General features: G+C 72.2%; 18 protein-coding genes. 8 read left to right on the top strand and 10 right to left on the bottom strand.

The features are described 5' to 3' along the window. Window positions 1-220 precede the first annotated feature (220 nt). The 3 genes from QSK20_RS23235 to QSK20_RS23225 all read right to left on the bottom strand — a co-directional run bounded on the left by QSK20_RS23235 (window position 221) and on the right by QSK20_RS23225 (window position 5,092). Window positions 221-2,581, bottom strand: coding sequence for an ATP-binding protein (locus QSK20_RS23235; RefSeq protein WP_285790708.1), 2,361 nt, complete (start codon window positions 2,579-2,581; stop codon window positions 221-223). Continuing rightward, the gene (locus QSK20_RS23230; RefSeq protein ID WP_285790707.1) at window positions 2,578-3,063 is read right to left on the bottom strand and encodes a hypothetical protein; all 486 of its coding nucleotides are present in this window, start codon (window positions 3,061-3,063) and stop codon (window positions 2,578-2,580) included. The genes QSK20_RS23235 and QSK20_RS23230 overlap by 4 nt, the downstream gene beginning before the upstream one ends. Window positions 3,064-3,136: 73 nt before the next feature. Then, the gene (locus QSK20_RS23225) at window positions 3,137-5,092 is read right to left on the bottom strand and encodes a penicillin-binding transpeptidase domain-containing protein (protein WP_285790706.1); all 1,956 of its coding nucleotides are present in this window, start codon (window positions 5,090-5,092) and stop codon (window positions 3,137-3,139) included. A gap of 275 nt (window positions 5,093-5,367) precedes the next feature. On the opposite strand from QSK20_RS23225, the gene QSK20_RS23220 reads away from it, so the two are divergent. Further along, window positions 5,368-10,449: an NAD-glutamate dehydrogenase gene (locus QSK20_RS23220; protein ID WP_285790705.1), complete on the top strand. Its 5,082-nt coding sequence runs from the start codon at window positions 5,368-5,370 to the stop codon at window positions 10,447-10,449. 71 nt (window positions 10,450-10,520) lie between these two features. Here QSK20_RS23220 and QSK20_RS23215 read toward each other — a convergent pair whose 3' ends face one another. Continuing rightward, window positions 10,521-11,246 (bottom strand): class F sortase, encoded by a 726-nt coding sequence (locus QSK20_RS23215; protein ID WP_285790704.1) that lies wholly within the window; start codon window positions 11,244-11,246, stop codon window positions 10,521-10,523. Beyond that, the gene (locus QSK20_RS23210) at window positions 11,230-12,390 is read right to left on the bottom strand and encodes a hypothetical protein (RefSeq protein WP_285790703.1); all 1,161 of its coding nucleotides are present in this window, start codon (window positions 12,388-12,390) and stop codon (window positions 11,230-11,232) included. The genes QSK20_RS23215 and QSK20_RS23210 overlap by 17 nt, the downstream gene beginning before the upstream one ends. 494 nt (window positions 12,391-12,884) lie before the next feature. Here QSK20_RS23210 and QSK20_RS23205 point away from each other — a divergent pair, with 494 nt between their 5' ends. Beyond that, window positions 12,885-14,663 carry a glycoside hydrolase family 6 protein gene (locus QSK20_RS23205; protein WP_285790702.1) on the top strand — a complete coding sequence of 593 codons (1,779 nt, stop codon included), beginning with the start codon at window positions 12,885-12,887 and terminating at the stop codon, window positions 14,661-14,663. Window positions 14,664-14,775: 112 nt separating this feature from the next. Here QSK20_RS23205 and QSK20_RS23200 read toward each other — a convergent pair whose 3' ends face one another. From QSK20_RS23200 to QSK20_RS23180, 5 genes are all read right to left on the bottom strand, one after another. Further along, window positions 14,776-15,138, bottom strand: a complete 363-nt coding sequence (locus QSK20_RS23200) for a hypothetical protein (RefSeq protein ID WP_285790701.1) — start codon at window positions 15,136-15,138, stop codon at window positions 14,776-14,778. Window positions 15,139-15,328: 190 nt separating this feature from the next. Then, window positions 15,329-16,381: a hypothetical protein gene (locus QSK20_RS32285; protein WP_285790700.1), complete on the bottom strand. Its 1,053-nt coding sequence runs from the start codon at window positions 16,379-16,381 to the stop codon at window positions 15,329-15,331. A 13-nt stretch (window positions 16,382-16,394) separates the two neighbouring features. Beyond that, window positions 16,395-17,003, bottom strand: coding sequence for a hypothetical protein (locus QSK20_RS23190; RefSeq protein ID WP_285790699.1), 609 nt, complete (start codon window positions 17,001-17,003; stop codon window positions 16,395-16,397). Window positions 17,004-17,146: 143 nt separating this feature from the next. Beyond that, a complete protein-coding gene (locus QSK20_RS23185) occupies window positions 17,147-17,836 on the bottom strand; it encodes a response regulator transcription factor (RefSeq protein WP_285790698.1) in 690 nt (229 codons plus the stop codon). After that, a complete protein-coding gene (locus QSK20_RS23180; RefSeq protein ID WP_285790697.1) occupies window positions 17,833-19,770 on the bottom strand; it encodes a sensor histidine kinase in 1,938 nt (645 codons plus the stop codon). Before QSK20_RS23180 ends, QSK20_RS23185 begins: the two co-directional genes overlap by 4 nt. 126 nt (window positions 19,771-19,896) lie before the next feature. Between QSK20_RS23180 and QSK20_RS23175 the strand changes: the two genes are divergently transcribed. The 6 genes from QSK20_RS23175 (at window position 19,897) to QSK20_RS23150 (ending at window position 25,232) form a co-directional block, all read left to right on the top strand. After that, a complete protein-coding gene (locus QSK20_RS23175) occupies window positions 19,897-20,178 on the top strand; it encodes a hypothetical protein (RefSeq protein ID WP_285790696.1) in 282 nt (93 codons plus the stop codon). Continuing rightward, window positions 20,175-21,191 (top strand): cupin-like domain-containing protein, encoded by a 1,017-nt coding sequence (locus QSK20_RS23170; protein ID WP_285790695.1) that lies wholly within the window; start codon window positions 20,175-20,177, stop codon window positions 21,189-21,191. The genes QSK20_RS23175 and QSK20_RS23170 overlap by 4 nt, the downstream gene beginning before the upstream one ends. A 242-nt stretch (window positions 21,192-21,433) precedes the next feature. Further along, entirely contained in the window at window positions 21,434-23,854 is a 2,421-nt protein-coding gene (locus tag QSK20_RS23165) for a sensor histidine kinase (RefSeq protein WP_285790694.1), read from the top strand. After that, window positions 23,854-24,276 carry a roadblock/LC7 domain-containing protein gene (locus QSK20_RS23160; protein ID WP_285790693.1) on the top strand — a complete coding sequence of 141 codons (423 nt, stop codon included), beginning with the start codon at window positions 23,854-23,856 and terminating at the stop codon, window positions 24,274-24,276. Before QSK20_RS23165 ends, QSK20_RS23160 begins: the two co-directional genes overlap by 1 nt. Continuing rightward, window positions 24,266-24,655 (top strand): DUF742 domain-containing protein, encoded by a 390-nt coding sequence (locus QSK20_RS23155; RefSeq protein ID WP_285790692.1) that lies wholly within the window; start codon window positions 24,266-24,268, stop codon window positions 24,653-24,655. Before QSK20_RS23160 ends, QSK20_RS23155 begins: the two co-directional genes overlap by 11 nt. Continuing rightward, window positions 24,636-25,232, top strand: coding sequence for a GTP-binding protein (locus QSK20_RS23150; protein WP_285790691.1), 597 nt, complete (start codon window positions 24,636-24,638; stop codon window positions 25,230-25,232). The genes QSK20_RS23155 and QSK20_RS23150 overlap by 20 nt, the downstream gene beginning before the upstream one ends. Window positions 25,233-25,252: the final 20 nt, after the last annotated feature.

Raw genomic sequence — 25,252 nt, 5'->3', positions numbered from 1 at the left:
ACGAACACCTCCGGCCGTCTACCCACCAGCCACCACCTCCCACGGTCGAATCACTGGGAGACAGCCTGCCCGATAGATCCTCAGAACCAGCGGATTACACGATCAACGTTCCAAGACGAGGCACTAGGCGACCGCTGGTGATGTCATCTGGCAGGCGGAGGGGGCGGATCTTGCATCATTCCTGGGCCGCTGATCCCCGCTCACATCCAGACACTTGGCCTCATGACTCCAGCTCATCGAGGACTGTACGGAACAGTGTGGCCCGTTCGGCGTCGTCGGTTTCGATGAAGGCCTCTATTGCCTGCTCCCAGCAGGTACGTGCCTCGTCGAACCGGCACACCTGCTGCAGGGTGCTGCCGAGGTTGCCCCACGCCTGGCCTTCGCCGTGGCGGTCGCCGAGCTGCTGGAGGATGTCGCGGGCGTTGGTGTGGGCGGTGATGGCCTCCTCGAATCGGTTCACCTCAGCCAGGACGGCGCCGAGGTTCATCCACACCTGGCCTTCCCTGTGGCGGTCGCCGAATTGGTGGTAGATGTCGCGGGCGTTGGTGTGGGCGGTGATGGCCTCGTCGAACCGGCCTGCCTGCCAGAGGGCGAGTCCGAGGTTGTTCCACGCCTGGCCTTCGCCGTGGCGGTCGCCGAGCTGCTGGAGGATGTCGCGGGCGTTGGTGTGGGCGGTGATTGCCTCCTCGAATCGGTGCACCTCAGCCAGGACGATGCCGAGATTGCTCCACATCTTGCCTTCGCCGTGGCGGTCGCCGAGTTGGTGATGAATGTCGCGGGCGTTGGTGTGGGCGGTGATGGCCTCGTCGAACCGGCGTACCTGCCGGAGGGCGAGTCCGAGGGTGTTCCAGGCGATGGCTTCCCCGTGCTGGTTGTGGAGCTGGTGGTGGATGTTGCGAGCGGTGGTGGCGGCCTTGATGGCCTCGTCGAATCGGCGCACCTCGGCCAGGGCGTGTCCGAGGGTGTTGCAAGCGATGGCTTCCCCGTGCGGGTCGTGGAGCTGGTGGTGGATGTTGCGAGCGGTGGTGGCGGTGGTGATGGCCTCGTCGAACTGGCGCAGCTCGACCAGCGCGATGCCGAGGGTGTTCAACGCCGCGCCTTCGCCGTGGCGATCGCCGGCCTGTCGGTAGATGCCCAGGGCAGTGATGGCGATGGTGATCCAGTCAGTGAAGTGGCGGCGGAAGTACAGGAAATTGCCGAGCCCGAACGCGAGGCCGGTGGTGATGTCTGGCAGGCCGTGGGTGGGGGCGCTGGTGCAGACGCTGATGAGGTTGTCGTGTTCGGCGTCGAGCCAGCGCAAGGCGTCCTGTCGACTGGGGAACCGAGTGGTGTCGGCAGGGATGATCGGTGTGAGGTGGGTGTTCGCGGCCTGGGTGGTGTGCAGGTAGTGGGTGAACAGCCGGTGTCGGGCGGTACTGGTCTCGGCCGGACGTGAGGCTGGCTGGTCAGCGGCGTGCAGGCGGACGAGGTCGTGCATGCGCCACCGGTCGACGGTGGGTTCGTCGACCAGGTGCGCCCGGTGCAGGTCCTCCAGCAGCACCGCGACCCGGTCGACGGGCAGGTCGATCAGGGCGGCGGTGCTGTCGGTGGCGATGCCGGTTCCCGGGTTGACCGGCAGGAGCCGGTACAGCAGGGCCTGGTCGTCGGTGAGGTGCTGGTAGGACAGGTCGAACGCGGCCGCCACCGCGACCTCCTGTCGGGACAGCCCGTCGAGGCGGGCCTGCTCGTCGCGGAGCCGGTCGGCCAGGGCGGCGGGTTGCAGGCGGGGGCGGTCGGCCAGCAGTGCGGCGACGACCCGTAACGCCAGGGGCAGACCCGCGGACAACTCGGCAAGTTCGGTCATCGCCCGCTGCTGGTCCGGCGCCTGCAGGCGCGGATCGTCCGCACCACGCCGCTGGGCGATGACCTCACGGATCAGCGCAACGGCTGCGTCCGAATCGAGGACGTTGAGATCGTGCAGGCGGGCGTCGATGTCGAGGGTGTGCCGGGAGGTGACCAGCACCGGGATCGTAGGGTCGGCGGGGAGCAGCGGGGTGACCTGGTCCTCGGTGGCGGCGTTGTCGACGATCAGCAGCAGCCGGCGGTCCTGGCTGGTGTAGGCGTCCAGGACGCTGCGCCACAACCGGGCCCGATCCTGCTCGCTGGCGGGGATGTGTTCGCCGGGGATGCCGAGGGCCTGCAACCAACCCAGCAGCGCGTCGGCGGCGGACAGCCGTCGGTCGGGGTCGTAGCCGAACATGTCGACGAACAGCACCCCACCCGGGAACCAGCCAGGTTCGTTCAGCGCGCGGTGCGCGGTCTGCACCACCAGTTCGGTCTTGCCGACCCCACCCATCCCGGCGACCGCCGACACCAGCAGCGGGCCTCCTACACCGTCGGGCGCCAAGCCCCGCAGTAGGACGTCGACCTGCTTGCTGCGGCCGGTGAACACTGCGGCCGGGCGGGGCAGCCCGGTCAACGCGGGACGGATCTCCGCCGGCAGGGTCACCTGGATGTCGCGGCCCATGACCACCGCGCTGAAGAAAACCCCGCCGGTGATCCGGTTCGACACTTCCACCGGATCAGGGCTCGATGCGCTCACCGGGTCGGTCCGTCCGCGTCAGGGCGCTGGTCGGTCGGTGGTGGCAGGACGATGCCGTGCATGTCGCGGCCCATGACCACCGGCCCGTGGAACCTGCCGTCGTCGATCGTGTTGGACACCTTTCCCGCCTGCGGACCACCCGTCAGCGGCGGTTGGCCCGGATCCGGTGCCGGTTCACCGGTGGTGCTCACCTGTTCCAGGTCCCGGCCCATCACCACCGCGCCGGTGAACTGGCCTCCGCCGATCCGGTTGTGCACGTCCCCACCCACCGCTGGCACTGCGGTGGCCGTGCGGCGGGCCTGCACCGCGCTGTACCCGGCCACGACCACACCGACGAGGTTCAGGAACATCCCGGTCACGCTGGCCCACCTGTCGGCGTCTTCCAGCCCCGTCCGGGCCAGCAGCACCACGCCCACAGCACATACCAGCAGCCCGACGGCCACGCCCGCCAGCCACCAGCCCTTACCGCCACGCGTCGTCACGAGTCCATTGTCGACGCGCGCGCCACCGGTGGGGCTTGTCCACGCCGGTTCAGGACCGCCCTTGGACGGCCCCTCAGGCGAGGGCGCGGAGGAAGCGGGCGGTGATCGGGACGGCCGACTCGGTGCTGGAGCCGCCCTTCTCGACGAAGACGGCGACGGCGACGTCGCCCTGCCAGCCGACGAACCAGGAGTGCGTGTTGGCCGGGTTGTCGTCGTACTCGGCGGTGCCGGTCTTGCCGTGCACGGGCTTGCCGGGGATGCCGCGCAGGGCGGTGGCGGTGCCGGCGGTGACCACCTCGCGCATCATCGTGCGCAGCGGATCGACCGACTCCGGCTTGAGCTGCGGCCCGGCGGGCGCGGGCTGGCCGGGGACCGGGTCGAGGACCAGCTTCGGCTGTTCCCAGCGGCCCCGGGCGACGGCGGCGGTGGCGGCGGCCATGGCGACCGGGCTGACCAGGGTGGTGCCCTGACCGAACGCGGCGGCGGCCCGTTCGGCGGGAGATCCGCCGGTGGAGACCTTGCCGGTGAAGGCGTCCACGCCGAGGTTCCAGGTGGCCTCCAGGCCGAGTGCCCGGCCGGTGTCGGCGAGGCCGGCGTCGCCGAGTTTCGGGGCGAGCGCGGCGAAGGCGGTGTTGCAGGACCTGGCGAAGTCGGTCCGGAACGGCACCGGGCCCAGGGCGAAGTTGTCCGAGTTCTTGAAGGATCGGCCGTCGACGGTGAAGGTCTTCGGGCAGTCGACGGTGCCGTCCAGGGTGACCACGCCCCGGTCGAGCAGGCCGAGCGCGCTGACCATCTTGAAGGTCGAGCCGGGCGGCACCTGGGCGGTGAACGCGAGGTTCTCGCCGGCCGCGCCGGGGCCGTTGGCCACGGCGAGCACCGCGCCGTCGCTGATCCGGAGCGCGACCAGGGCGGAACGGCGTCGTTCCCCGCGCAGGGCGGCGTCCGCGGCGTTCTGCGCCGCCGGGTCGAGGGTGGTCTTCACGGTCTGTCCGGGCTGGGGGTCCTTCCGGAACACCTCGGTGCCGGTCGGCGCCCAGGTGCCCTCCGGCCCCAGGCGTTCGGTGACCACGCTGATCCCGGGGGCGCCGCGCAGCTGTTCGTCGTACCGGCCCTGGAGGCCGCCGTGGCCGACCTGGTCGCCCTCGGCGTACACGTCGGGCTTGGCGGCGAGGTCGTCGGCGGTGGCCGGGTCGACCGAGCCGAGCAGGGCGCGGGCGAACTCCCGGGTGGGCGCCAACTCCAGCTTCTCGCTGCGGAACTTCGTGCCGGGCAGGTCGTAGATGCGGTCCCGGATCTGCCGGTACGCCTCGTCCCGTAGGGTGACCACCTCGACGAAGGCGTCCGGTCTGGCATCCTTCAGCCGTTTCGGCAGGTCGGACAGGTCGACCGGCGGGGTGATCGCCGGGCGTACCGTCCGGAACGCGGCGTCCAGCCGGCGGGCCAGCCCGGCGGCGTCGGTGACCTCGCTCGGCTGCACCCCGACCCGGACCACGGGGCGGGGCGCGACGATCGGCGCACCGGCGCCGTCGAGGACCCCGGCCCGGGGCGCGGCGACCCGGCGTACGGCCAGCCGGTCCCCACGCAGCAACGACTCCTGCACCAGGGCGGGCTCCCAGATCACCTGCCACGCGTCGTCGCCGCTGCGGGCCAGCCGGATCGGGCGCTCGTAGCGCCACCGGGTGTCGCCGGGCAGCGTCCACTCCACGCTGATCCGTCCCTCGGCGGAGTCCCGGGTGATCGTGGGTTCCCCGGATCGGCGCAGGGTCGGTGGCTGGTCGGCCAGCTCACCGGAGAGTGCCCGGATCTCCTCGGTCACCCGCTCCGCCGGCACCCGCGCCCCGGTCGGGTCGCGGAACCCGACCGCGTGCAGGTCCCCGGAACGCCAGCCGGCGAGGAAGGCGTCGACGCTCTCCTCCGGTCCGTCGGCACCGGAACACCCCACCAGCGTGGTGGCGGTGACGACCACCGCGAAAAGGGCGTTACGGATACGGCGGGTACGCCGGTGACTGGGCGGGTAGGACAGGGGCATGGACCCTCCGATCTCGGCCTGACCTGCACGGTAGTACGCCGACCGTCGCCCTGCGGTCCCGCGCCGGGCCCACGAAGTCGGAGCGGGGGTGGTGTGATGAACATCGCCTGTCGGGGTACTCCTGCCCCGGCCACCTCGAACCCGCAACGGGTGGATGGGCGACAGTCCCGAACCGGAAGTCCAGCCTGTGGTCCGCCGAGGAGCAACGTGATCGACAGGGCCTAGGCTGGACGGTGAGTGACCCACAACGCGGTGGGTCGAGGGGAGTGGCACCGATGGACCGGCGTCCGGCGATCAAACCGGGTCCCGACCTCCGGCCGGATGACTCCGGCCGGGACGACAGTTTCGAGTCGGCGACCGACCGTGATGGTTTCGGCCGTCTTCATGCAGGAGTGACCGGGATGTCCGGCGCGAGTATCGACACCTTGTACGATCTTGGCCTGCCGGTCGAGGCGCTCGGCGACGACGTGGAGGACGCCGAACTGGACGAGCCGGTGCCCAACGCGGAGCGCCTGGTCGCCCAGGCGGTGGCGTTGGCCGGTGACGACCACGGCGCGGCCACCCTGGTCGACCGGTTCTGGCGGTTCGCGCCGGACGAGGAGCTGATCGGCTTCACCGCCGAGGAGATGCTCGACGCGGCCCGGGCCCACCGCGAGTTGGCCGAGCAGCGGGTCCCGGGCGAGCTGAAGCTGCGGATCCACGAGCCGGACGCCGAGCAGCACCACACCGTCGTCGAGATCGTCACCGACGACATGCCGTTCCTCGTCGACTCGGTGACCTCCCTGCTCAACTCCCACCACCTCGACGTGCACCTGCTCGTACACCCGCTGGTGGTGGTCCGGCGCGAGCCGCTGGGCCGGCTCACCGAGGTGGCGGCGGACGTCGAGCCGGACGACGCGATCGACGGCGACATCGTCGAGAGCTGGATGCACATCGAGATCGACCCGATCCGGGACGCGACCCAGCGGGACCGGCTGCGCACCGAGTTGCAGCGGGTGCTCACCGACGTCCGGGAGGCGGTCGAGGACTGGCCGAAGATGCGCCAGCAGGCTCTCGACCTCGCCGAGGAGCTCTCCGCCGCGCGGACCTCGGAGTACCGGCCGCCGGTGCCGGAGAAGGACATCACCGACTCGGTGGAGCTGCTGCGCTGGCTGGCCCACGACCACTTCACCTTCCTCGGCTACCGCGAGTACCGCCTGGTCGAGGTGGACGAGGGTGGCACCGGCGACCAGCCGCGCGGACAGGCCCTGGAGACGGTGCTCGGCACCGGCCTGGGCATCCTGCGGTCCGACCGGACCGAGCCCCGGACGCTGTCGTCGATGACGCCGGAGGCGCACGAGAAGGTGCTGGAGAAGCGCCTGCTCATCATCACCAAGGCGAACTCCCGGGCGACCGTCCATCGTTCGGCGTACCTCGACTACATCGGCTTCAAGATCTTCAACGAGCACGGCGAGGTGGTCGGGGAACGGCGCTTCCTCGGGCTCTTCTCCACCGCCGCGTACCGGACGAGCGTGCGTGAGCTGCCGGTGGTCCGCCGCAAGGTGGCCGAGGTGATGGAGCGGTCCGGGCTGAGCCCGCGCAGCCACTCCGGCAAGGACCTGCTCCAGATCCTGGAGACCTACCCGCGCGACGAGCTGTTCCAGATCAAGACCGACGACCTCTACCACGCGGTGATCGGCGTGCTCCGGATGGCCGGCCGCCGGCAGCTGCGGGTGTTCCTGCGCCGGGACGGCTACGGCCGGTTCATCTCCTGCCTGATCTACCTGCCCCGGGACCGCTTCACCACCCAGAACCGACTCCGCATGCAGGACATCCTGCTGCGTGAGCTGAACGGGGTCGGGGTGGACTACACCACCCGGGTCACCGAGTCGATGCTGGCCCGGGTGCACTTCATCGTCCGGACCGACCCGACCGATCCGCCCGGTGACGTCGACGCCGACCTGCTCGCCGAGGAACTGGCCGACGCGACCCGGCTCTGGGACGACGACTACCGGCTGGTGCTGGAGCGCAAGCTCGGTGACGAGCAGGCCAAGCACCTGTTCACCCGGTACGCCGACGCCTTCCCGGAGGGCTACAAGGACGGGCACACGCCGTACGAGGCGATGAAGGACCTGGCCAAGCTGGAGCTGCTGGAGGAACCCGGCCAGCTCGAGATGCACCTGTTCCGCAAGCAGCTCGCCCCGCGCAACGGCGCGCGGGTCGCGGGCGACGCGGCCGAGGCCATGGACGTCCGGTTCAAGGTCTACCGCAACGCCGAGCCGATGCTCCTCTCCGACGTACTGCCGGTGCTGCACTCCCTCGGCGTCCGGGTGGTCGACGAGCACCCGTACGAGGTGGACCGGATCGACGGGCGGATCTACCTCTACGACTTCGGCCTGCAACTGCCCGAGGGGCACCAGGAGCTGTCCGAGGTGCGCCCGCACGTGGAGAACGCCTTCGCCGCCGCGTGGCGGGGTGAGGCCGAGGTGGACGGCTTCAACGAGCTGGTGCTGCGGGCCGGGCTCACCTGGCGGCAGGTGGTGGTGCTGCGCGCGTACGCGAAGTACCTGCGCCAGGCGGGCACGGTCTTCTCCCAGGACTACATGGAGTCCACCTTCATCGCCTACCCGAGGATCGCCACCCTGCTGGTGGAACTCTTCGAGGTGCGCTTCGACCCGGCCGCCGGGCTGACGCCCGAGGAACGGGACCGGCGCGGGGCGGAACTGGCCGACACCGTGAACGCCGCCCTGGACGACGTGTCCAGCCTGGACCAGGACCGCATCCTGCGGTCGTACCTGACGCTGATCCGGGCCACGCTGCGGACCAGCTTCTTCCAGAAGATGGAGGACGGCGGGCGGCCCAAGTCGTACGTGGCGTTCAAGCTGGACCCGCAGGCGATTCCCGACCTGCCCGCGCCCCGCCCGAAGTACGAGATCTTCGTCTACTCGCCCCGGTTCGAGGGCGTGCACCTGCGGTACGGCCCGGTGGCCCGGGGCGGGTTGCGCTGGTCCGACCGGCGGGAGGACTTCCGTACCGAGGTGCTCGGCCTGGTCAAGGCGCAGATGGTCAAGAACGCCGTGATCGTGCCGGTGGGCGCCAAGGGCGGCTTCGTGCTCAAGCAGAAGCCGGGCGACCGGGACGAGGCGGTCGCCTGCTACCAGGAGTTCATCTCGGCCCTGCTGGACGTCACCGACAACATCGTCAGCGGCGAGGTGGTGCCGCCGACCGACGTGGTCCGGCACGACGGCGACGACCCGTACCTGGTGGTCGCGGCGGACAAGGGGACGGCGACCTTCTCCGACATCGCCAACGAGATCTCCACCGCGCACCGGTTCTGGCTGGGCGACGCGTTCGCCTCCGGCGGCTCGGCCGGCTACGACCACAAGAAGATGGGCATCACCGCCCGGGGCGCCTGGGAGTCGGTCAAGCGGCACTTCCGGGAGTTGGGGCACGACACCCAGTCCGAGGACTTCACCGTGGTGGGCGTGGGCGACATGTCCGGTGACGTGTTCGGCAACGGGATGCTGCTCAGCGAGCACATCCGCCTGGTGGCCGCGTTCGACCACCGGCACATCTTCCTCGACCCGGACCCGGACGCGGCCTCCTCGTACGCCGAACGGAAGCGGCTGTTCGAGATGTCCCGGTCGTCGTGGCAGGACTACGACCAGAAGCTGATCTCCGAAGGCGGTGGGGTGTTCCCGCGTACCGCCAAGTCGGTGCCGGTCTCGCCGCAGGTCCGCGCGGTGCTCGGCCTGGACGACGACGTCAACCAGATGTCGCCGGCCGAGCTGATGAAGGCGATCCTGACCGCCCCGGTGGACCTCTTCTGGAACGGCGGCATCGGCACCTACGTCAAGGCCTCCAGCGAGACCAACGCCGAGGTGGGGGACAAGTCCAACGACCCGATCCGGGTCAGCGGGAAGGACCTGCGCTGCCGGGTGGCCGGCGAGGGCGGGAACCTGGGCTGGACCCAGGCCGGCCGGATCGAGTACGCCCAGGCCGGCGGGCGGATCTACACCGACTTCATCGACAACGCGGCCGGGGTGGACTGCTCCGACCACGAGGTGAACATCAAGATCCTGCTCAACACGGCGGTCGCCGACGGCGAGCTGACCGTACCGGAGCGGGACGAGCTGCTCGCCGAGATGACCGACGAGGTCGCTGAGCTGGTGCTGCGCGACAACTACGACCAGGCACGGGCGCTGAACAACGCCCAGGCCCAGTCCGCCTCGCTGCTGCCGGTGCACCGCCGGATGATCAGCGACCTGGAGCGCTCCGGGGTGCTGAACCGGGCGCTGGAGGCGCTTCCGTCCGACGAGGAGCTGGCCGCCCGGACCGAGTCCGGACTGACCGCGCCGGAGTTCGCGGTGCTGCTCGCGTACGTGAAGATCGCGCTCGAACGGGAGATCCTCACCGACGGGCTGCCCGACGAGGAGTGGACGACCGACGTCCTGGTCAACTACTTCCCCACGCCGATGCGGCAGCGCTTCGCCGACCGGATGGGGCAGCACCGGCTGCGCCGGGACATCGTCACCACCGTGCTGGTCAACGAGGCGATCAACCGGGGCGGCATCACGTTCGTCTTCCGGGTCGTCGAGGAGACGGCGGCCTCCCCGGCGGACGTGGTCCGCGCGTACCTGGTGGTCCGGGAGGTCTTCGGGCTCCGGGAGCTGTGGGACGCGATCGAGGCGCTGGACAACCGGGTCGCCCCGGAGTTGCAGACCAGTGGCTACCTGGACACCCGGCGGCTGCTGGACCGGGCGGTGCGCTGGCTGGTCACCAACCGGCGCTCGCCGATCGACGTGCCGGCCGAGATCGCCCGGCTGCGCGACGGGGTGGCCCAGCTCCTGCCGGAGCTGGACAGCCTCTTCTACGGGGCCGAGCGGGAGGCGCTGGCCGCGCACGTCGACATGATGAGCAAGCGGGGGCTGCCCCGGGAACTGGCCGAGCGGGCCACCCGGCTGATGTACAGCTTCGGCCTGCTGGACGTGGTGGAGACGGCGGCGCAGACCGGCAAGGACGTCGGCGAGGTGGCCTCGGTCTACTTCGTCCTCTCCGACCGGTTCCGGGTCGACTCGCTGCTGTCGAAGATCTCCCTGCTGCCTCGGGAGGACCGCTGGCAGACCCTGGCCCGGATGGCGTTGCGGTACGACCTCTACGCCGCCCTGGCCGCGCTCACCAGCGAGGTGCTCGACTCCACGGACGTGACCCTGTCGCCGCAGGACCGGGTGCAGGTCTGGGAACAGTCCAACGCCGTGTCGATCCACCGGGCCCACCGGGCGATGGGGGAGTTCGACGAGTCCCGGGCGGACCTGGCCGCGCTCTCGGTCCTGCTCCGGCAGATCCGGACGCTGGTGCGCACCTCCTCGGCGAGCTGAGGAGGCCGCACGACGCGCGCCCGGTGGGATGTTCCCACCGGGCGCGCGGCGTTCCGCCTCGCCACCCCGCCTCAGATCACGAGGGAGGCGAAGACGATCACGTTGTCCAGGTAGTCACGGGCCTTCTCGTCGAACTGCCCACCGCAGGTGACCACCCGTAGCGCGGCCCGGTCGTTCGGACCGTAGACCAGCTCGGTGGGAAACTCCGTCTTCGGGTACGACCGCACCGCGTCGACCCGGAAGGTGGCGGTGCTGCCGTCCTGCCGGGCGACGTTGATCGTGTCGCCGGGCAGCAGCGCGCCGAGGTCGTAGAAGACGGCGGGCCCGATGTAGCTGGAGTCGACGTGCCCGACGATCACCGCGTTACCGACCTCGCCGGGGGCGGGACCGAGCCGGTACCAGCCGGCGAGCTGCGCCTGCTGCAACGGAGGCACCTGGACGGTCCCGTCCGCCTCCACGCCCAGCGACATGATCGAGGCGTCCACGCCGATCCGGGGAATGGTGATGGTGGTCGGCTCGGAACGGGCCATCCCGACCGTCTCGCCCGCGTCGTCGGACTCCGGCGTGACGTCCACGTCGGGGTCGCTCCCGGTGACGTCCGGGTACGCCGTCGCCGGCAGGGTGCCGACCCCGACGATCGGCTGTGGTGGCCGGGCCGGGTCCGGTCCGGTGAGGCCCATGCCGAGCAGCCCGATCCCGAGGACGCCGGTCAGTGCCACCGCGGCCGCGCCGGCGGCGCGCCACGGTCCCCCGTGACGGCCGCCGGCGCGTGTGCCCCGGTCAGACCAGCGACGCATCGGTCCGACGGCGCCGCATCAGCACGATGCCGCCGAGCGCCGCAGCGCCGAGCATCGCCGCTCCACCGACCGTCGCCTCGCGGTCGGTGCCGGTGGCGCCCCCGTCGCCGCCCTTGACGTGCCCCTTGGGCAGGACGATCAGGGTGCCCTCACCGCAGGAGCCCTTGAGCTCGTACTTGCCGGGCTCGGCGTCCCACGGGATCTCGGCCTCGCCGTAGTACACGAACCGCGGTCCGCGGTCCTTCGCCCCCTCCTCGGACTCCTCCTCGGAGCCCCGGTCCTCGCGGGCCTTCTCCTCCTCGGCGGTGGCCTCGGCCTCGGCCTTCTTCCGCGCGGCCTCCTCGTCGGCCTTCTTCTTCGCGGCCTCCTCGTCAGCCTTCTTCTTGGCCTCGTCCTTGACCTCGTCGCCGGCGCCCCAGCCGCCGTCGTTCATGCCCGGCTGTCCGGTCTCGTCGGACTGCTGGCGGTTCTCCGAGGTGGTCCCCGGAGCGGTGTTGCCCGGGGCGGTGTTACCCGGGGCGGTGGTCCCCGGGGCGGTGGTGCCCGGGGCGGTGGTCCCCGGGGCGGTGGCGCCCGGGGCGTTGGTGCCGTTCTCGGCGGTGTTGCCCGGAGCGTTGTTGCCGTTGCCCCAGCTGTTGCCGTTCCCGGAGTTGTTGCCGTTGCCCCAGCCGCTGCCGGAGTCGCTGCCGTTGCCCCAGTCGTTGCCGTTGCCGGAGTCGCTGCCGTTGCCCCAGTCGTTGCCGCTTCCGGAGTCGCCGTCCTTGCCCCAGTCGTGGTCCTTCTTCGAGTCGTGGCCCTTCTTGGAGTCGTGGTCCTTCTTCGAACCGTGACCCTTCTCGCCGCTCTCGGATTCCTCGCCCTGCCAGTCGTGGTCCTTCTTGTGGTGGTCGCGGGGGTGGAGCTTGACCTTCCCGGTCACCTTCGACCAGACGTAGGCGTGCTCCTGGCGCTCCGCGCAGACCTCGATGAGCTTGACCTCGTGACCCGGCCGCACGGCGTACGGGTCGGCGTAGACCTTGCCCTTGTGGTGGTCGTCGTGTCCGCCGCCGTTGTCGGCGAAGGCGATGCCCGGCGTGAAGACCAGCAAGGAGGCCCCGCCGAGAGCAGCGCCAGCGACGACCTTCCCGAGCTTGTTGGTAGCCATGTCCTGCGTCACTCCATCCCTTTTCGTCCTGACCCGGCGGAAGCCGAGCTAGGTCAGACGTTAGACCGATTCGCGACCTATGAGAGGAAAGATTCGTGTTTAGGAGTGTGTCGACCGGGTGCCGTCGCCGGGTGGTAAGCGGGGTTCACGACCACTGCGGGCGGGTCGCGCCGTTACCGGCCTGTCGCCCGGAAATTCCCGGTCAGTGACGTGCAGGTATCGAGAGGTTGTCATGGAAGCGCTCCCATGCAAGAATCACTGCACTGCGTACGAGGAGCCACCCCGCGCAGCCGCACCGTCGAGGGCAGCCGGTCCTACCGGACGACGTCGCGGCCGCACCGTCGGTCGGCTCCGCTCGGCCGCACCGCACCACCGCTGCCCGTCCGGGTCGGGCATCCCCATCACCCCCGAGGGCCTCTGTGGAACGACGTTTCCAGGGCCTGAAAGCAGCCGGGCCGTTCCCTGGTCCGGTCTCGCCCAAGGAGATCAGTGGCATGAATCTGTGGAGAAGTCTGTCCGCCAGGCGGCGGGTACTCGCGCTGACCGGCGCGAGTGCCCTGGTCGCCGGCGGCCTGGTGACCATCCCGGTCACCGTGGCGCACGCCGCGACCCAGTGCGACGTCAACTACACGTCCAGCGACTGGCAGGGCGGGTTCACCGCCTCCGTCACCATCAAGAACGTCGGCGACCCGCTGAACGGCTGGACGCTCGGCTTCGCCTTCCCGGACGCCAACCAGCGCGTGCAGCAGGGCTGGTCGGCACGCTGGTCGCAGTCGGGCCGGAACGTCACCGCGCAGAACGAGTCCTACAACGGGGCGCTCGCCACCGGAGCCAGCACGACCATCGGCTTCAACGGTGCCTGGAGCGGCAGCAACCCGAAGCCGACGTCGTTCACCATCAACGGCACGGCCTGCAACGGCGGGACGCCCCCCACCACCCCGCCCCCCACCACGCCGCCGCCGACCACCCCGCCCCCCACGACCCCGCCGCCCACCACGCCGCCGCCCGGTGGCCCCAAGGTGGACAACCCGTACGCCGGGGTGAAGGGCTACGTCAACCCGGAGTGGAAGGCCAAGGCGGAGCGGGAGCCCGGCGGTAGCCGGATCTCCAGCAACCCGACCGCCGTCTGGCTGGACCGGATCGCCGCCATCGAGGGCACCGACGACAGCAGCTCGAACGGTTCGATGGGCGTGCGGGACCACCTGGACGCCGCTCTCGCCCAGGGCGCGGGCTACATCCAGTTCGTCATCTACAACCTGCCCGGCCGTGACTGCGCCGCGCTCGCCTCCAACGGTGAGCTGAAGGCGGACGAACTGCCGAAGTACAAGGCGCAGTACATCGACCCGATCGCGGCGATCCAGGCGGACCCGAAGTACGCGGGCCTGCGGATCATCAACATCATCGAGATCGACTCGCTGCCCAACCTGGTGACCAACACCTCGGGCAACCCCGGTGGCACCGCGGCCTGTGACGTCGTGAAGGCGAACGGCGCGTACGTCCAGGGTGTCGGGTACGCCCTGGCCAAGCTCGGCGCGCTCGGCAACGTCTACAACTACATCGACGCCGCCCACCACGGCTGGATCGGCTGGGACAGCAACTTCACCCCGACCGCCAACCAGCTCAAGGAGGCCGCTGTCGCCTCCGGCAGCACGGTGAACCACGTGCACGGCTTCATCGTGAACACGGCGAACTACTCCGCGCTCAAGGAGCCGTACGTCAAGATCACTGACACGGTGAACGGTCAGACCGTGCGCCAGTCCAAGTGGATCGACTGGAACCAGTACACCGACGAGCTCACCTTCGCCCAGGCGTTCCGCAACGAGCTGGTCCGGGTCGGCTTCAACTCCGGCATCGGCATGCTGATCGACACCTCCCGCAACGGTTGGGGCGGCGCCGCCCGGCCCACCGGTCCGGGTGCGACGACCAACGTGGACACCTACGTCAACGGTGGTCGGATGGACCGCCGGATCCACGCCGGCAACTGGTGCAACCAGGCTGGTGCCGGTCTCGGCGAGCGGCCGACGGTCGCCCCCGAGCCGGGCATCGACGCCTACGTCTGGGTCAAGCCCCCGGGCGAGTCGGACGGCTCCAGCAAGCTCATCCCGAACGACGAGGGCAAGGGCTTCGACCGGATGTGCGACCCGACCTACACCGGTAACGCCCGCAACGGCAACAACATGAGCGGTGCGCTGGACAACGCGCCGATCTCCGGCGCCTGGTTCTCCGCCCAGTTCCAGGAGCTCATGCGCAACGCGTACCCGCCGCTGTCCTGATCTCCACAACCTGCCCGCCGCTTCCGGTTGTGAGGCGCCGGAGGCGGCGGGCCTCCCCTGGGGCCCCCGGCTCGACCCACGCGGTCGGCCGGGGGCCCTGCCCCGTGCCCGGTCAGGGCACCGTGCGCTCGACCGTCGCCCGCCCCTCCCGCTCCAGGTCGCGCCGCGCCCGTTCGACGTTCGCCGGATCCGGGTCCTGGCCCCGGGCCACCGCCAGGTCCTCCGGCTCCCAGGGCTGCTCCGCGCCGGTACGGACGGTCCGGTCCCGGCCGCCGCTGCTTCCGTACGCGTCGCCGATCAGCTCGTCGGCGCCACCGCGCTCCGCAGGGTCGCCCGGGGCCACGAAGTCCGGGTTCTCGTCGTCCGGGCCGCCACCGGTCACCAACTGTGGCACGGTCGTCTCGTCGTCCGCCGCGGCGGCCATCTCGGGGCTCTCCTCCAGCGGCCGGTCGGCGTTGCGGTCGCGATCCGTCATCGTTGCTGCCCTCCTGTCCCCAGGCGCGTTCGCTGATCCCTCCCGCGTACCCCGCAGAACCCACCCCATGCCGCCCGACCGGTTCGTGCCGTCGCCCCCGGCGACCGGTCCGTTCGGCGCGCTGCGCACAGCGGAACACCCCGGACGCGACGCGTCCGGGGTGTTCCGGGAGGTGTCGGGTCCGCCGGTGTCAGCGGCCGAGGACCCGGTCGAGGAAGTCGCGGTACTGGCGTACCGCCTGACGGAGCTGTTCGGTGTCGGCGGAGCCGTCGTCCTGCCAGCCGCTGATCCGGTTCTTCTGCTCGGCCAGGGCTGCGGCGAGCGCGTGGATCGCCTCCTCCACCAGCCCCTGGGCCTGCCCGGCCGCCGCCTTGGGATCGTCGACGAAGCGGAGCTGGACGTCCCGCCAGCGGTCCCGGAAGCCCTGCGCGGTCCCCGGGTCGAAGAGGGTCGCCGGCTCGGCGAGAGCGGACGCGGAGGAGCCGGTCGTGCCGGCGGCGGTGAGCGTGTCCGGGCTGCCGGCGGTGGACACCGGCACCGGGGCGGCGTCCGGGTCCACCATCGCCGGGGCCGGGCTGCCGTAGCCGGCGCCGGCGGCGTCGACGGTGTCCCGGCGTGTCCCGGTGACTCGGTCCGGCCCGGCTTCCCGGCGGTCGTCGGTCCGGTCTGCGCCGGTCCGGTCTGCGCCGGTCCGGTCTGCGCCGGTCCGGTCGCCGGCGGTCACCTCGCCGGGTGCCGTGTCCCGGTGCCGGCCGGTCGGCTCGGCCTCGTCGACGGTCTGCGCGCGGTGGTGCCCGTGCAGCAACGCGGTGGGGTCCGCCCGGCGGTCGTTCCCACGCTCGCCGGTGGCGCCGTCTCCGGGGCGGGCGGTGCGTTCCTCGCGCGGGTCCGGCTCGTCGGCGGGGATCGGGCTGGCCAGCGCCGAGGCGGCCACCGCGCCGCCGACCGTGGTCGCGCCGAAGGCGGTCGGCACCGGGCCGGGCTGGTGGAAGTCCGGCCGGCCCGCCTCGTCCCCGGTCGTGTCGTTACGGCGCTCCGCGGTCCGGTCGTGGCCCTGGCCGTCCCGGCGCGGCGCGACGGACGGATCGTCGAAGGTGCCCCGGTCGTCGAGCGCGTCCTCGGGCACCTCGGTCCGCCCGGCGCGGTCGCCGTGGCGGTCGACCGTGGCGACCGGTGGCGGGATCGGTACCGGCTCCGAACGGACCACCTCGGTCTGGTCGGTCTGCTGCTCCTGCTGGCGCATGGCGGCGGCCTCCTCAGCGGCTCGTGACGTCGTGCGGGGTCTCGGTCTCGGTCTCGGCGGCGCGGCGGGGTGCCGGCGGCTGGGCCGCGACCGGCTCGCCGCCGAGCAGGTCGGCGACGAGTGCCCGGTAGTGGACGACCGCCTGCCGCAACTCCTCGGTGCTGGCCTCGCCGCGCTCGTTGCGCAGGTGGATCTCGTGGGCCTCGCGGTAACGGGTGAGCGTGCGGGCGTGCTCGACGGAGAGGTGGGCGGCCTGCTGGTCGAAGTCCCCGGTCGGGTAACCGCGCTCGGCGACCAGCCGGGACACCAGCGCGTCGGCGTCACCGACCGCCTCGGCGGGGGTGTCGACGAAGCGGAGCTGGACCTCCTCCCACGCGGCGGCGTAACGGGCGCGCGACTCGGGGTCGAGCGGGGTCAGGGTCAGCTCGGCGTGCCGGCGCTCGCGGTCGCGGAGTTCCTTCTCCGCCTCGCTGCGGCTGGCCCGCTCGGCGAGCACCCGGTCGTACTCGGGTCCGAACCGCTGGCGCAGCTGACGGCGGCGCGCGGCGGTCACGGCCAGCGTGATCCCGGCGGCGATCACGAGTACGACGAGAACGATGACGACTACCTGCGTGGGCGACATGGCCTCCTCCTTCGTCACCTGCTATTCCCGCGTCGACCTGATCGCCAATCCCGATTGCGCCTACTTTCCCGCTGACGCGTCCGACATGACCGGGCCGACATGGTGATCTTCGACGGAAACTTGACCCGATCCAGAAAATTGGTCTAGTGGGGTTCGTGCTGGTTTGCCCCACTCCGATGGTCGGACGAGGGGTTGCCCAGTCCCTCGTCCCGGGCGGCGGTGATCGCCTCGGCACGGCTGTTCACCTGAAGCTTCACCAGGATGGCGGAGACGTTGTTGCGCACCGTCTTGGGACTCAGCCCGAGCCGCTGCGCGATCCCGGCGTTGGGCAGGCCCCGGGCCAGCAGCCCGAGGATCTCCCGTTCCCGGCCGGTGAGCTGCGGGAACGGTTCCGGGAGGCCGGGACCGGCGCGGAACAGCATCGCGGCCCGACCCGCGACGGCGGCGCCGAGAACCAGGTCGCCGCTGGCCACCGCACGGATGCTGCGCTCCACGTCGGCGGCGCTGGCCCCCTTGAGCAGGTAGCCACGGGCCCCGGCGCGCATCGCCGCGACCAGCGACGCGTCGTCGGAGAGCATGGTCACGACCAGCACGCCGACCTCGGGGTGGTCGCGGGTGAGCACCCTGGTCGCCTCGACGCCGGAGCCCTGCCCGAAGTGCAGGTCCATCAGCACGACCGTGGGCCGTACGCGCGTGACGACCTGCAACGCGGTCGCCACGTCGGCGGCCTCGCCCACGCACTCGATGCCGTCGAGCGTGGACAGCAACGCCGTCATGCCGAGCCGGAAGACGGGGTGGTCGTCCACCACGACGACCTGGATCGGTGCGCTCACGACAGCTCCAGGGGGATGGTCAGCCGCACCATGGTGCCGCGTGGGTCGGCCGGACCGATGGTGAGGGTTCCACCGATGCCGTCGGCCCGTTCCCGCATCGCGTGCAGGCCGACGCCCCGGGTCGGCCCGACGGGCGGCCCCTGGCCGTGGTCGGTGACGACGACCCGGAGCAGGTCCGGCCGCCGGTCCAGGGTGACCGTGCAGTGGTCCACCCCGGCGTGCCGGTGCACGTTGCGCACCGCCTCGGCGGTCACCCCGTAGGCGGCGGTGGCGACCGAGCCGGGCAGCGGGTCGAGCGGCGCCGGGACGTGCACGGCGACCACCAGTCCGGCCCGCGCGTACTGGTCGCGCAGGGTGCCCACCGCGGGTTCCAGGCCGCCGTCGGCAAGCACCGGCGGCAACAGGCCGTGCGCCAGGTCCCGGACGTCCTCGGCGCGCGTGGTCAGCTCGGCGATGAGCCGCTCCAGCAGTTCGTCCGCGCGGGCCGGGTCGCGGTGCAGCAGGTTGCGGGTGGCGGCGAGGCCGAGACCGATGCCGCTCAGCGCCGGTCCGAGCCCGTCGTGCAGGTCCCGACGCAGTGCCCGGCGCTCCTCGTCGCGGGCCTCGGCGAGCCGCCGCCGGGAGCGGCCCAGCTCCTCGTTGGTCCGGGCGAGATCCACCACGGCGGCGACCACCGGGGCGAGCCCGGTGAGCGCGTCGGTGACCCGGCTGCCGAGCAGTTCCCCCGGACGTGGCCAGGCGTGCAGGTACCCGACCTGGCGACCCCCGCTGGTCAGCGGCACGGTCACCGTCGTTCCCCCGGCGCGCGGGGGCGGAGCGGGCCCGTCGGCGGTGACCTGGACCTCGGCGAGGCGCAGCGCGGCGGCGATCACCGGGCCCAGTTCGGCCGGACTGTGCAGGCTGTGGGCGACCCGGCGCATCAGGGGCTCCGGGCTGTCGCCGTGCACCAGCCGGTCCACGCCACGCTGCACCCACTGCCGCACCGGCTGGAAGGCGACCGCGATGACGGCGGTCACCACGATCCGGGGCGCGGACGACGCGTCCGGCAGCACCCGGTCGAGCACGGTGACCCCGGCGGCGTACCCGGCGACCACCCCGGCGGTCATCAGGTACCACACCAGGGCCCGCCGCACCGCCAACCGCAGCCCCCACATCTGCTGCCGGAGCACCACCACGGCGACCGCCGCCGGGAAGAACGCCTGCGAGGCGAGCATCAGCAGGGCGGGCACCGCGGCGGGCAGCACCGGCGGCAGCACGGTGACCAGGAACGCGAGGGCCAGCAGCGTACTGCCCGCGGTCGCCCAGCCCATGCCGTGCCGCTGCTGGCGCGGGCCGTGCCGCCAGCGCCACCCGCAGGCCGCCGCGGCGAGCAGACCGAGCAGCACCAGGGCGTACCCGGCCGGCCCGGCGAGCGCGGCGCGGACCGCGGTGGCGGCGGGCCCGAGCGGGACCAGCCCGCGTGGCGGCGGCGCGGTCAGCACGAGGACCCATGTCAGTGCCACGTACCCGAGCCCGACGGCGACCGCGACGCGCTCGACGCGGTTCGGCGTTCGTTCCGGCAGCAGCCACGGCATCACCACGACCAGCGCGTACAGGCCGGGCACCCAGGCCCAGTGATGCGCGGACAGCAACCAGTACGGGCCCTCGGACAGCAGACCCCACTGGGCGGCGAACGCGGACAGGGACCCGCCGACCCCGGCTGCCGCGAGGATCCACCCGGCGAGCCGACCGCCGGTCCGCCGCCGGCTCAGCACGAGCCACGCGACGCCGCCGTAGACGATCCCGTCCATGAGGTCCACCAGCGAGTACAGCTGGGTGTCGGTGAACGCCGGCAGCGCCACGCACCAGGCGACGACCGCGCCGGTGGTGCACCCGACGGTGACGGTGAGGACCACCCAGGCGGCGATCCGGTCGGGCGGGCGGGGAGTCGACATGATCCATCCACTGTGTCAGTCCCCGCCGCCGACGGCGGACCGCCGTTCGGGTGATCCGGGCGTCCCGGCCGGAACGGGACACCGGTCCCTGGCGAGCGGGACGGCGCGGCCCGTTGACTGTCGGTCATGACCTCTTCCCCGGACCACATCCCGGCCCACGTCAAGGGTTCCTACATCAACTGCGACCAGTACACCCGCGAGGCGCGGCTCACCCCGCCGCCGGCCGCCGACCACTTCCCGGCGCACGTGAAGAACTCCTACGTCAACTGCTACGAGTACGCCCGTGCGGCGCGGCTCACTCCGCCGCCGGCCGCCGAGCACTTCCCGGCGCACGTGAAGAACTCGTACCCGACCTGCCAGGAGAGGGTGCGGACGGCCCAGCTGACCGCCGTGCCCGCAGCGGCATGACGACGCTGCACGCCCCGGCCCGGCTCGGCGACACCTGGCGGGAGTGGCTCGCCGAGAACCTGGCCATGGGCGCCTCCGTCGACGAGGCGCGGGCGGCAGCGGTCGCCGGGTGCGGCGACGCCGACGCCGTCGACGCGGAACTGGCCGAACTCACCGCCCACCCGTACTTCGCCGTGTGCCGACGGCTCGCGCTGCGCTACGACTGGATGGAGTCCGTGCTGGACACCTACCGGTCGCTGCGCAACAGCGACGGGGGAGGCACGCTGGAGCAGCGCGCGGACCTCCCGCCGGGGGAGTTCTTCTCCCGGTACTACTTCGGCAACCGGCCGGTCCTGCTCGACGGCATGATGACGGACTGGCCCGCCCTCGACTGGACGCTGGAGAGCCTGGCCACGAAGTGCGGCGACGCACTGGTCGAGGTGATGACCGGTCGGGATGCCAACCCGGACCACGCCTGGCAGTACGACCGGCACCGCACCACCATGCCGTTCCGCGACTACCTGGCGGCCCTCGGCTCCGGCGTCCACACGAACGACTACTACATGGTCCCCCGCAACGAGAACTGGTCCGGTCCGTTGCGGCCACTCGCCGCCGACGTGCGGACCCCGGAGGGCATCGTGGCTCCGGAGGCCGTCGGGCACCTGCTGCTCGGCCCGGCCGGTACGGTCACGCCGCTGCACGTGGACAACAGCAGCGTGCTGCTCTGTCAGGTGCTGGGCCGCAAGCATGTCCGGCTCGTGCCGTCGTACGAGCGGCACCTCGTCTACCCCCGGGGCGGCACGTTCAGCGCGGTCGACGCGGCCGAGCCGGACCCGGTCCGGCATCCCCGGTTCGCCGAGGCGACCGTGCTGGAGACCGTCCTGGAACCCGGTCAGATGCTGCTCGTTCCGGTGGGCTGGTGGCACTGGGTGGAGGCCCTGGACGTCAGCGCCACGGTCACGTTCCACCACTTCTGCACGCCGGGGCAGAACCACAAGATGGCGACCCCGCCCGCCGCCGGCCAGGACGACTGACCGGTACCCGACCGGGAACGGTCACCGGACACCCCGTCGCACCCGTGACGGGGTGTCCGCGTACGTTCGTCCACGGTGGAATGGGACCGAGCCGGAACCCAGCGGACGGAACGGACGGTAGTGCATCAGCGCACGATTACGTATCCTGCCCAAGGCGCTCGTACCGGTGCCCGGTGCGCCGGGCGTCGCTGCCCGGCCGGCTGCCGGCGCCACTCCTGCCACACCTTCCGGGCGAGGTGCTGATGAACTCTCACGACTGGCCGATCCGCACCAAGCTGACCGCGCTGGTCGTCGTCCCGGTGGCCGCCCTGCTGGCACTGTGGATCTTCGCCACCACACTGGCCCTCGGACCGGCCCTCGACCTGCTCGCCGCCCGCACCCTGCTGCGGGACCTGGGCCTGCCCGGTGACCGGGTGGTGGTCGAGCTGCAACGGGAGCGCCGGCTCTCGGTGGTGCGGCTCGCCGGCCCCGGCGAGGTCACCGAGCTGTCCGACCAGCGGCGGCGGACCGACGAGGCGGTGGCCGAGCTGCGGAGCCGGGCCGGCGGCCGGGACCTGCGGGACGCCGCCGACGACCTGGTCGACGCCCGCCTCGACCGGCTGTTCACGGCCCTGGAGGCGCTGCCCGCCGGACGGAGTTTCATCGACCGGCGGCAGGTGGACCGGGCCGGCGCGCACGGTCTCTACACCGACATGCTCGACACGCTGTTCCAGACCTACTCCGCCATGGCCACCGGTCCGGACGTCGGCCTGACCCGGCAGGCGCGGGCGATCAGCGCCCTCGGCCAGGCCCGGGAACTGCTCGGCCAGACCGACTCGCTCGCCGCCGGGGCGTTCACCGCCGGCCGGTTCGCCCGGGGCGAGCACGCCGCGCTCGTGCAGACCATCGGCAACCAGCGGTACGTCACCGCCGTCGCCGTCGACGACCTGCCGGCGGCCACCCACAGCGCCTTCCAGCAGCTGACCGAGGGAGCGGACTTCCTCCGGCTGCGGCGGATGCAGGACGAGCTGGTCGCCGCCGACCCCGGCGACCCGCCGTCGGTGGACGCCCGGGCCTGGCAGAGCACCCACGACGTCGTGCAGCGTCAGCTGCGGGACTTCGAGCTGGCCGAGGCGGAGGCGCTGACCGAGCGGTCGGTGCCGGCGGCCCTCGGCATCCTCGGCCGGCTCGCCGCCGCCGGACTGCTCGGCCTGGTGGCCGTGGTGGTCTCCCTGGTGGTGGCGTTGCGGGTCGGCCGTTCACTGGTACGGCGGCTGACCGGGGTCCGGACGGCCGCGACCGAACTGGCCGAGCGGCGACTGCCCGACGTGGTGGCCCGACTGCGCCAGGGGGCGGAGGTCGACGTCGCCCGGGAGGCCCCGCTCCTGGAGTTCGGCACCGACGAGATCGGTCAGGTGGGGCAGGCGTTCGGCGCCGTCCAACGGACCGCGGTCCAGTCGGCAGTGGACGAGGCGGCCCTGCGGCACGGGCTCAACCAGGTCTTCCTCAACATCGCCCGGCGCACCCAGGGGCTGGTGCACCGGCAGCTCGCCCTGCTCGACCGGATGGAACGTCGTACCGAGGACCCGGAGGAGCTGGCCGAGCTGTTCGGCGTCGACCACCTCGCCACCCGGATGCGTCGGCACGCCGAGGCCCTGGTCATCCTGGCCGGGGCGGCGCCGGGGCGGGGCTGGCGCAACCCGGTCGCCGTGCTCGACGTCGTCCGGGGGGCGATCTCGGAGGTCGAGGCGTACGACCGGGTGGACATCGCCCCGGTGCGGCCGGCGGCGGTGGTCGGCCGGGCCGTCGGCGACGTGATCCACCTGCTGGCCGAGCTGATCGAGAACGCCACCTCCTTCTCCTCTCCGGAGAGCCGGGTGCGGGTCCACGGCGAGATGCTGCCCAACGGGTACGCCGTGGAGATCTCCGACCGGGGCCTCGGGATGACCGCCGACGCGATCGACGCGGCCAACCGCCGACTCGCCCGGTCCCCGGAGTTCGACCCGGCGACCAGCGCCCGCCTCGGTCACTTCGTGGTGGCCCGGCTCGCGGCCCGGCACCGTGTCCGGGTGCGGCTGACCGCCGGCGCGCAGGGCGGGATGACCGCCGTGGTGCTCCTACCACCCGACCTGATGACCACCGAGCCGCCGCGACCGGCCGCCGACCGGTCCGGCGACCGGATGGCCAAGGTGACGAAGCTGAGCACGCTGCCCCGACCCCGCTCGATCCGCTCGGCGCGCCGACGGTCGGAGCCCCCCTCGGTGGTGCCGCTGACGGCGGCGCGGCCGGGACCGGCCGAGATCCCGGTCGGCCCGGACGGACTGCCCCGGCGGATCCGGCAGCGGGGCCCCGCCCGGCAGCCCCGCCGTCCGGTGCCCGTCGAGCCGTCGCCGCGCACGCCGGAGCAGGTGCGGGCGGCGATGGCGGCGCTCCAGTCGGGCACCGCCCAGGGCCGGCGCGCGGGCGCTCATCCGGCCGGTTCCGCCGCCGCGCCGTCGGCGCCGGACGGGACTGCCGCCGGGCCGTCCGCCACCGGCACCGGGCCGGTCGACGCCCCCACGGTGCCGACCGCTCCGGCCGTCCCGGCCGAGGCGACGGCGGACCAACCGACCACGGAGCTACCCCGGGTGCGGCCCGGTGGAGCGTCCGTCGAAACTGTCACCGGACGTGGAAGGGACGGGTAGTGGTGCAACCCACGAGGCAGGCCGCCGATCTCGACTGGCTGCTCGACGAACTGGTGGACCGGGTGCCGGCCGCCCAGCAGGCGGTGGTCCTCTCCGCGGACGGGTTGCTCCTGGGCGCCTCCGCCGGGCTGGAACGGGACGCGGCCGAGCACTTCTGCGCCATGGCGTCCGGGTTCGCCAGCCTGGCGAAGGGGGCCAGCCGGCACTTCGCCGCTGGACCGGTGCGTCAGACGGTGGTCGAGATGGAGTCGGCGTACCTCTTCGTCACCTCCGCCGGTCAGGGCGCCTGCCTGGCTGTGCTCAGCGACGCCGACTCGGACATCGGCCTGGTGGCGTACGAGATGGCCATGCTGGTGACCCGGGTCGGCGAGACGCTCAGCGCCCCGTCCCGGGCCTCGACGGACGTGGCCGATGCAGGCTGAGCCGCCGGGGCCCCGGCACGAGTGGCTGGACGACGAGGCCGGTCCGGTCGTCCGCCCGTACGCCGTCACCGGTGGACGGGTCGCCCCGGCCGCCGGCGACTTCGACCTGGTCGCGTTCGTGCTGGCCACCCGGGACAGCGACCCGGACGACCACCCCCACCTGCACCCGGAACACCGGCACCTGGTCGAGTTGGCCGTCGAGCCGGTGTCGGTGGCGGAACTCGCCGCGCACCTCAACCTCGCCATCGGCGTGGTCCGGGTGCTCCTCGGCGACCTGCTCACCGGCGGACTCGTCACCGTGCACGAGCCGCCGTCCACTGCGTACCTTCCCGACGACAACATCCTCAAGGCGGTGGCGAATGGACTCCGTGCACTCTGACCGTGACGGATCCGGCCAGCAGGTTCCGCTGGCACTGAAGATCCTGATCGCCGGGGGCTTCGGGGCCGGCAAGACGACCCTGGTGAGTGCGCTGAGCGAGGTCCGCCCGTTGCAGACCGAGGAAGTGCTCACCAGCGCCGGCGTCGGCACCGACGACACCTTCGGCGTGGAGGGCAAGTCCACCACCACGGTCGCCATGGACTTCGGTCGGATCACCATCAACGAGGACCTCCAGGTCTACCTCTTCGGCACGCCCGGACAGGACCGGTTCTGGTTCCTCTGGGACGAGCTGGCCTTTGGCGCGCTGGGCGCGGTGGTGCTCGCCGACACCCGGCGGCTGGCCGACTGCTTCCCCTCGGTGGACTACTTCGAGCAGCGGGGCATCCCGTTCGTGGTCGGGGTGAACTGCTTCGACGGCTCCCGTCGGTTCAGCCTCAACTCGGTGCGGCACGCGCTGGACCTCGACCCGGACGTGCCGCTGGTGCTCTGCGACGCCCGCGACCGCCAGTCCGGCAAGCTGGTGCTGGTCGCCCTGGTGGAGCATGTCGCCGCGCAGCGCGGCGAGCCGGCCGCCTGACCTCGACGGCGCTGATCGTC

The sequence above is a fragment of the Micromonospora sp. NBRC 101691 genome, assembly GCF_030269285.1.
Taxonomy (GTDB): domain Bacteria; phylum Actinomycetota; class Actinomycetes; order Mycobacteriales; family Micromonosporaceae; genus Micromonospora; species Micromonospora echinospora.
The sequence above is the reverse complement of the archived record's forward strand: the minus strand, read 5'-3'. Positions and strand labels throughout refer to the sequence as shown.

Coding starts and splice junctions, on each gene's coding strand:
- QSK20_RS23225 (WP_285790706.1), bottom strand. CDS start 5,092: ATGCCCCTGTCCTACCCGCCCAGTCACCGGCGTACCCGCCGTATCCGT.
- QSK20_RS23220 (WP_285790705.1), top strand. CDS start 5,368: ATGGACCGGCGTCCGGCGATCAAACCGGGTCCCGACCTCCGGCCGGAT.
- QSK20_RS23215 (WP_285790704.1), bottom strand. CDS start 11,246: ATGCGTCGCTGGTCTGACCGGGGCACACGCGCCGGCGGCCGTCACGGG.
- QSK20_RS23210 (WP_285790703.1), bottom strand. CDS start 12,390: ATGGCTACCAACAAGCTCGGGAAGGTCGTCGCTGGCGCTGCTCTCGGC.
- QSK20_RS23205 (WP_285790702.1), top strand. CDS start 12,885: ATGAATCTGTGGAGAAGTCTGTCCGCCAGGCGGCGGGTACTCGCGCTG.
- QSK20_RS23200 (WP_285790701.1), bottom strand. CDS start 15,138: ATGACGGATCGCGACCGCAACGCCGACCGGCCGCTGGAGGAGAGCCCC.
- QSK20_RS32285 (WP_285790700.1), bottom strand. CDS start 16,381: ATGCGCCAGCAGGAGCAGCAGACCGACCAGACCGAGGTGGTCCGTTCG.
- QSK20_RS23190 (WP_285790699.1), bottom strand. CDS start 17,003: ATGTCGCCCACGCAGGTAGTCGTCATCGTTCTCGTCGTACTCGTGATC.
- QSK20_RS23180 (WP_285790697.1), bottom strand. CDS start 19,770: ATGTCGACTCCCCGCCCGCCCGACCGGATCGCCGCCTGGGTGGTCCTC.
- QSK20_RS23175 (WP_285790696.1), top strand. CDS start 19,897: ATGACCTCTTCCCCGGACCACATCCCGGCCCACGTCAAGGGTTCCTAC.
- QSK20_RS23170 (WP_285790695.1), top strand. CDS start 20,175: ATGACGACGCTGCACGCCCCGGCCCGGCTCGGCGACACCTGGCGGGAG.
- QSK20_RS23165 (WP_285790694.1), top strand. CDS start 21,434: ATGAACTCTCACGACTGGCCGATCCGCACCAAGCTGACCGCGCTGGTC.
- QSK20_RS23155 (WP_285790692.1), top strand. CDS start 24,266: ATGCAGGCTGAGCCGCCGGGGCCCCGGCACGAGTGGCTGGACGACGAG.
- QSK20_RS23150 (WP_285790691.1), top strand. CDS start 24,636: ATGGACTCCGTGCACTCTGACCGTGACGGATCCGGCCAGCAGGTTCCG.